The sequence below is a fragment of the Pelotomaculum sp. PtaB.Bin117 genome, assembly GCF_002067195.1.
GTDB lineage: Bacteria > Bacillota > Desulfotomaculia > Desulfotomaculales > Pelotomaculaceae > Pelotomaculum_D > Pelotomaculum_D terephthalicicum.
Map to the genome: position 1 here is coordinate 1 of NZ_MVQM01000026.1, position 5340 is coordinate 5340.

The following is a 5340-nucleotide window of genomic DNA, read 5'->3' on the forward strand; positions in this document are numbered from 1 at the left end:
GGTTATCTTGGCCACAAAGGAACCAGATTTGAAAATGGGTGAAATGGAGTTGAAACTGGCTGAAACCGCCGCAGGTTTCTTGGCCAAACAAATGGAACAGTAACCAATGTGGCCTTAAAAGGGCCACTTTTTTGTTAAGAGACCTTTAGGCATACAACGCGGCTTATGTTCGGCCCCTATAATTGTTCGAGCTCTCTCGCCCTCGGGTTCGGTCAAACTCGGCGCTTTGCGCCTTAAGACAGTTCCCTCACTTATCCTCGGGCTCACTCGCTCTTTGAATTAGGCCTCAAAATCGCCGCTTATGTATGCCTAAAGGTCACCAAAGTTCTTGGAGTTAGCGAAAGGAGTACCGTTAATTATGCCTCTGCAAGCTGGTATAACCATCACAGGGCTGGGCCCCGGCGCGCCGGGTCATATCACCATGAGCGCCTGGGAGGCTTTGAGAGCCTCCACTTGTACCTTCCTGCGGACTAGTCGACACCCCGTAGTCAGTTGGCTCGTTAAGGAAGGGATTTCGTTTTCCACTTTTGATTATCTGTACGAACAGTCACCAGCCTTTGAAGAGGTCTACGCGGGGATTTGTCAGGCAGTAATCACGGCGGCGCGTCGCGAATCCGTGCTATACGCTGTTCCCGGCCACCCGCTGGTGGCTGAGGAGTCGGTTCGCCTGATTATAGAGGCTGCGGAGCGGGAAAATATTAGTGTTTGCATCCAGCCGGCTTTGAGCTTTCTTGACGCTATTATGACCGCGCTCAAGCTGAACCCAGGCGCTTGTTTCCAGGTAGTCGACGGGCTGCGCATTGATGACAGTATGCCGCTGCCGGCCAGACCGGCGGTAATTACACAGGTGTACAGCCGGCTGGTGGCGGCTGACGTTAAAGTATCGCTTCTGGAATATTACCCGCCTGGACATTTGATCACAGTGGTGAGAGGCGCCGGCATACCGGGTGAGCAAAGAATTGAAAATATCCCCCTGTCGGAGTTGGACAGGCTGGACTGGGTGGATTATTTGACAAGCCTGTATGTACCGGAAGTTGGAAGTCAGAGGTCGGAGGCCGGAGATCAAGGAAAGAATGAAACAGGTACGGATGACGGAGATAGGGTATATGGACAAGCCATAATAGATGGGGAAGAACCTGGAGAAAGCGAGGGCGTGGAGGTTATCCGGGTTAACGATAATACCAATACCGGTTCAGATAACGGGCGCCGGACGTTGAACATCAGCCGGCGTTTATGCCGCTTCCCATTGGACCCGCTGGTTAACCTGCTGGCGAGGTTGCGTGGAAAAGGAGGCTGTCCGTGGGACCTGGAGCAGGATCACTTAACATTAAGACCATATCTCCTTGAGGAGACGTATGAAGTATTGGAAGCCCTGAATGAAGAAGATATGTATAAATTATGTGAAGAACTGGGAGACTTATTACTACAAATAGTATTTCACGCGCAAATTGCCTCGGAAAACCGGTTGTTTGACATGAACGACGTTGTCAACGGCATTAGTGAAAAAATAACCCGCCGGCACCCACATGTTTTTGGTTCGGCAACCGCCAGGAACAGTTATGAAGTAACGCTTAACTGGGAAAAAATAAAAGCCGGGGAAAAGGGAAGAAATAAGCCTGCAAGCCTGCTTGACAGTGTTTCCATGGCTTTACCGGCGTTAATGCGGGCGGTGAAGTTGCAGAAGAAAGCCGCTAGTGTCGGGTTTGACTGGCCGGATTACCGGGGCGCTATGGAAAAATACCATGAGGAGTTGGACGAACTAAGACACGCTATTTCAACCGGAGATGAAAAACAAGTTGAAAAGGAGATGGGCGATCTGCTCTTTTCAGTGGTTAACTTAGCCAGGCTGCTTGGTGTGGAGCCCGAATCGGCTCTGGCGTCAACCTCTGAAAAATTTGTCAAAAGATTTCGCTATATTGAGAATAGAGCACGGTATACCGGTAAAGAACTATCAAAATGTTCGCTTTCCGAACTGGATGCTTGGTGGGAGGAGGCAAAAAAACAAGAAAAAAAGTAAAAAACTATTAAAAAACCTAGGAAACATTTTCTTTGCGGAAGGAACTACGAGGATTTTAGCGAATAAGTTATAAATTAATATCTCTATTTTATATAGGAGGGTTCAAATGAATAAGGCTGAGTTGATTTCAAACGTTGCCGAAAAAACGGAATTAACCAAAAAAGACTCGGAAAAAGCCGTAGGTGCGGTGCTTGGCGCAATTGAAGAGGCGCTGTCAAGGGGCGACAAGGTCCAACTGGTGGGTTTCGGTACCTTTGAAATTAGGGACAGAGCTGCCCGTAAAGGAAGAAATCCACAGACCGGTGAAGAAATTAACATTGAAGCTGCCCGTGTACCTGTATTCAAGGCAGGGAAAGCTCTTCGCGACGCTGTGGGCAAATAGAAACTGTTAATGAAAATTGATAATCGGGCTTAAATGTCTGATTTTTAAGGCGATTATGTTTGATTTGGATGAACATGTTTTGTTCCATATTAGCCTGGCGCCTGATATTGCGTAAAAGGTGGTAAATATGCTTGCGCCTTGATAAGTTCCTTAAAGTTTCCCGGGTGATCAAACGGCGCACCCTGGCTAAAGAGGTCTGCGACCGGGGCCAGGTTGCGGTTAATGGTCGTGCGGCCAAAGCCGGAGCGGAAGTCAAACCAGGTGACACTATAATGATTGGTTTTGGAAACAGGAACCTTAAACTAAAAATATTATCGATTCGGGAAAATGTGCCGGCTAAAATGGCGGCGGAATTATACGAGATTCTGGAAGATTCCCGGCTGGTAAGAAATGATGGCGAGCTGTTGTAACAAGTAATCCTGTTTGTTGCAAGCCAGGCAAATAACGAGAGGGACGGTATCTTTTATCGCCCCTTTTTTATATGTCCGGTTTTTCTGCCGCTATGTTTTTCAGATTTCCGAAACGTTGTAAAACTTGATAAATCGCTTCAGCGCCAAAAGTTAGCGCTTCAACCGGGATCCGCTCGTCGGCGGCGTGAATCAATTTAGAAACTTCAATTTCCGGAGGCAGGTTCATCGGCATGTAGCCATAGGTTTGAATGCCCAGTTGTGAGAAAAAGTGACCGTCCGTGCAGCCGCTTAGCAAAAGCGGCACGGGATAACAGCCCGGGTCGGCCTTGCGCAGGATTTCAGCCAGGGTGTCAAACAAACCCATGTCCGGTTCGCCGGGGTCCGCGCCATGCTGAATAAGCTCAAATTCAAACTGGCCTCCGGTAATCTCACGGAGTTCTCTGACCATATCTTCCGGCGTGCAGCCCGGCAGTAGGCGGCCGTCCAGTTGGAGCGAGATTTCACTTGGAATCACGTTAATTTTGTGGCCTCCATGCACTATAGTGGCATTGACCGTGTTGTGCAGCAGTGGATCAAGGAACTGCCAGCTCTCATCCAGTTGGGCAAGTGCGCTGTCAGTCAGGGCCGGATTAAGGAGCCGGCGAATGACCGGGGAGGTTGAATCGGGCAAAACAGGCAACATAGTATCCAGCATCCGGCGCACTACCGGTGTGATATGTACAGGCAGGCGGCGCCACTCAAGCTGTTGCAGCACTTGAGCAAGCTTAGCCATAGCGCCGCCGCGCAGGGGAATGGAGCCATGACCGCCTGGTCCTCGCACCGTCACTTTCATCCAGCATAATTTTTTTTCAGCGACCATGATCATATAGAATTTTTGCCCGCCGAGACGCAATGAATAACCGCCGAGTTCCCCAATGGCGTAACGGATGCCTTTAAAAAGGCAAGCGTGGTTGTTCACCAGGTATTTGGCGCCGTAATCACCGCCGCTCTCCTCGTCGCTTAAAACAGCCAGCACAATATCGCCGGGCAAGGCCAGGTTTTCGGCTTTAGCGCGCAGGCAAGCGGCCAGCATCATGGCCAGTCCGCCTTTCATGTCCAGCGCGCCCCGGCCCCAGACGCATCCTTCCGCTATCGTCCCCTCGAAAGGCGGGTAGCGCCATACCTGGTTTTCCGCAGTGACGACATCCGCATGTCCGTAAAGCAGCAGCGGCGGGGCATCGCCCTGTCCCGTAAGACGGGTGATCAAGTTGGGGCGGCCGGGATCACGGGCAAGGATAGTTGTTTCAAGACCGGCTTCGGTCAGCAGGTTATTAATATAGGCGATACACGCCGCTTCGTCGCCTGGCGGGTTGGTTGTGTTAAACCGGATCAAGTTTTGCAGCAACTCCGCCGGGCGCCGGCAGATGAGGGTCTGGTCGCTGAGTAGCGGCATTCTAAGTAAATACCCCCTCTGTTAGAACAACGGCTGGTCCATTCGATAAACGACTCCCTGAAAAACGGCTATGTGGTTTCCATCCGCGTCATCAATATTGATACTGTAAAGGCCTGTTCTTCTGGTCCTGTTTTTTTCCACGCCGGTTGCTATCAGCGTGCTGCCGGGCGGTACGGCTTTCAAATAAGTTATGTCGGCGTGCAAAGCAACTGCGACGGTACCGTGTGAATTGCTGGCGGCGCTGAAAGCGATGTCGGCAAAAGAAAAAATGACACCACCGTGCATTGAGCCATTGAAGTTCAACATGTCATCGCGGACTTGCATGCTTAACTTTACGTAGCCTTCCCCTAGTTCGTCAAATCTAACCCCAAGCATACTAGCGAAAGGGTCCGTGGAAATTTTCTCTTTTATTTTTTCCATGTCAGGCATAATGTCACCTTCTTCTGAATATATTGCTGTTTTATAGTATATATTTTTATATCCCATAAGGAAAGCCGCATCCACTGAATATTATGTGTCTGACATGGGTCTCTATGGAAACGTTCAGAACAGGAATAATTCAGGTTAAATAAATGTCAAGTGCCGGAAAAGTGGAATATTATGAGATAAACGGGTAGTTGCGTAACGCGAAGGAGGTTCTTTAAAAACGGGCTGCAGTATATCAGACCTTTCCGCCGATGAAAAGTTATTGTTTGATTTGGTTAATCAGGAACGGGAAAAGGCAGGCTTGCCGGCGTTTATTTTGGATATGCGCCTGGTATGCCTGGCCCGCAAAAAAAGTGAAGATATGTTTAAAAATAATTATTTTAATCACAGGTCCCCTGTTTACGGCTTCCCGCTGGATATGGTGCGAAAGGCCGGTATTACGGCCAGGGCGATGGGTGCGGAGAATATTGCCAAGGCCGCGACTACCCGGCGGGCGCACGAACTGATTATGGACAGCAGCGGTCACCGGCCAAATATTCTTAACGACCTGCATGACAGCATTGGGATTGGTATATGCAAAACACGTTATGGGGTTGTGGTAACGCAGTTGTTCATAGGGATGTCTTACTGAAAGGCAATCACCGAAACCGAATTAAGGGATAACATAAACCAT

7 protein-coding genes are annotated in these 5340 nt (G+C 49.5%); 5 read left to right on the forward strand and 2 right to left on the reverse strand.

From position 1 onward, the window contains the following. The 4 genes from A4E54_RS00775 to A4E54_RS00790 form a co-directional block, all read left to right on the forward strand. Positions 1 to 103, forward strand: a 103-nt coding sequence (locus A4E54_RS00775) for a stage V sporulation T C-terminal domain-containing protein (RefSeq protein ID WP_286723773.1), incomplete at its 5' end; no start/stop codon positions are given. Between the two features lie 255 nt (positions 104 to 358). Next, positions 359 to 2017, forward strand: coding sequence for a nucleoside triphosphate pyrophosphohydrolase (mazG, locus tag A4E54_RS00780; protein ID WP_286723766.1), 1659 nt, complete (start codon positions 359 to 361; stop codon positions 2015 to 2017). Positions 2018 to 2123: 106 nt separating this feature from the next. Then, the gene (hbs, locus tag A4E54_RS00785; RefSeq protein ID WP_277442948.1) at positions 2124 to 2399 is read left to right on the forward strand and encodes a non-specific DNA-binding protein Hbs; all 276 of its coding nucleotides are present in this window, start codon (positions 2124 to 2126) and stop codon (positions 2397 to 2399) included. A gap of 131 nt (positions 2400 to 2530) precedes the next feature. Beyond that, complete coding sequence (locus tag A4E54_RS00790) at positions 2531 to 2809, forward strand: RNA-binding S4 domain-containing protein (RefSeq protein WP_286723767.1); 279 nt, start codon at positions 2531 to 2533, stop codon at positions 2807 to 2809. Between the two features lie 67 nt (positions 2810 to 2876). Here A4E54_RS00790 and A4E54_RS00795 read toward each other — a convergent pair whose 3' ends face one another. After that, the gene (locus tag A4E54_RS00795; protein WP_286723768.1) at positions 2877 to 4241 is read right to left on the reverse strand and encodes a M20/M25/M40 family metallo-hydrolase; all 1365 of its coding nucleotides are present in this window, start codon (positions 4239 to 4241) and stop codon (positions 2877 to 2879) included. A 21-nt stretch (positions 4242 to 4262) separates the two neighbouring features. After that, the gene (locus A4E54_RS00800; RefSeq protein ID WP_286723769.1) at positions 4263 to 4670 is read right to left on the reverse strand and encodes a PaaI family thioesterase; all 408 of its coding nucleotides are present in this window, start codon (positions 4668 to 4670) and stop codon (positions 4263 to 4265) included. 259 nt (positions 4671 to 4929) lie between these two features. Here A4E54_RS00800 and A4E54_RS00805 point away from each other — a divergent pair, with 259 nt between their 5' ends. Next, the gene (locus A4E54_RS00805; RefSeq protein WP_286723771.1) at positions 4930 to 5298 is read left to right on the forward strand and encodes a CAP domain-containing protein; all 369 of its coding nucleotides are present in this window, start codon (positions 4930 to 4932) and stop codon (positions 5296 to 5298) included. The last annotated feature ends 42 nt before the right edge of the window (positions 5299 to 5340 follow it).

Excerpts from the sequence above, each read along its gene's own strand:
- mazG (WP_286723766.1), top strand. The coding sequence starts at position 359 with ATGCCTCTGCAAGCTGGTATAACCATCACAGGGCTGGGCCCCGGCGCG.
- hbs (WP_277442948.1), top strand. The coding sequence starts at position 2,124 with ATGAATAAGGCTGAGTTGATTTCAAACGTTGCCGAAAAAACGGAATTA.
- A4E54_RS00795 (WP_286723768.1), bottom strand. The coding sequence starts at position 4,241 with ATGCCGCTACTCAGCGACCAGACCCTCATCTGCCGGCGCCCGGCGGAG.
- A4E54_RS00800 (WP_286723769.1), bottom strand. The coding sequence starts at position 4,670 with ATGCCTGACATGGAAAAAATAAAAGAGAAAATTTCCACGGACCCTTTC.